This window comes from Streptococcus oralis, from assembly GCF_001578945.1.
Taxonomy (GTDB): Bacteria; Bacillota; Bacilli; order Lactobacillales; family Streptococcaceae; genus Streptococcus; species Streptococcus oralis_Q.
The window spans coordinates 432,740-433,889 of sequence record NZ_KQ969551.1; the positions used below are offsets into that span (position 1 = coordinate 432,740).

Below are 1,150 nucleotides of genomic sequence, written 5' to 3' on the forward strand. Positions count from 1 at the left end.
AGAGGTGTCGATGGTCCATTTACCATCTTTCTTAGTCATTTTAATTTCATAACCCTCTTTTCTCATACTATCACTAGTATCTAGAGGAGTTGAATCAAATTGACTGGATGCATTTTCTAAAATGTATTTTTCACCGGCTTTCATAGCTTCTGAATAATTGCTATATTTGCCCTTGTTTTCTTCGTAGAACTTACGGCTCAATTCATAAACATTTAAATTATCCAAATCGATTGTTTCTGGTCTCACATATACAACAGCATAATCTGGCAAGTATGTTTTCACTTTGTAATCAACTTTTGCTCTCTTAGCATTCGCTTTGATGTATGCATCTGCAAATGTTCTGAGTTCTGCATCAGAAGGTTTGTAGTTATAGAAGCCTTTTCCAAATGACTCTACAAATTTCTTAATGAACTCTTCTTTATCTGCTTTCACATCGTTTGTGAAGTCAACGCCGTCATCAGAGGATTTTTTATCATCAGCAAGCGCAACGATTTGAGGTTTATTGTCAGTAGCGCTTAGGTTAGTTCCGCCACCCGAACTTTCCCCATTAAGGTAAACAGCATCAACGTATTTCTTCATTACATCTTTGGCTTCATCAATATGATCTTCGTACTGACTTGGGTCAACTTTGATAGCTACATCGTCATTCTTTTTAGAATTTTCCTTGATGTCATCGTAAAAGCTAGGTGCAAAGTGGAGCTCATACTTGGCGTTCTTGTCTACCTCGTACACTACATAGCCAGCAACACTCTTGCCTTTAGAAATACTGTCCCCATATGACATAAACTTAGTTTTACTGTCGCTTTCGTAGATTTGAATTGGTTGCAATTTTTCATCTTTTTCATTGTAAAGTGTGATATCTTGACTAGTAAAACTAAACTGTTTATCACGATTATTCTTGATTTCTACTTGAAGTGCAAGGTAGCTTGAAGATGAATCTTCATCCTGAGGCAATACAAATATACCATCTTTTATAGAAACTTCAAAGTTTGAGTTTGAGGCTGTACCATTGTCGCTTGCTTTTTTAGAAGCCCCACAGGCAACAAGTACTAAAGCTGATAAAAATAGGGCAGAATGCTTAAGAAACTTTTTCATAATGAATCCTCCTTCACCTTTAATGATCTACTATATTTTACCATATGCAGAATCA

General features: G+C 35.9%; 1 protein-coding gene. It reads right to left on the reverse strand.

Translation table 11 applies throughout. The features are described 5' to 3' along the window. Positions 1-1,095, reverse strand: a 1,095-nt coding sequence (locus SORDD16_RS04775) for a DUF4352 domain-containing protein (protein ID WP_061452559.1), incomplete at its 3' end; no start/stop codon positions are given. Positions 1,096-1,150 lie beyond the last annotated feature (55 nt).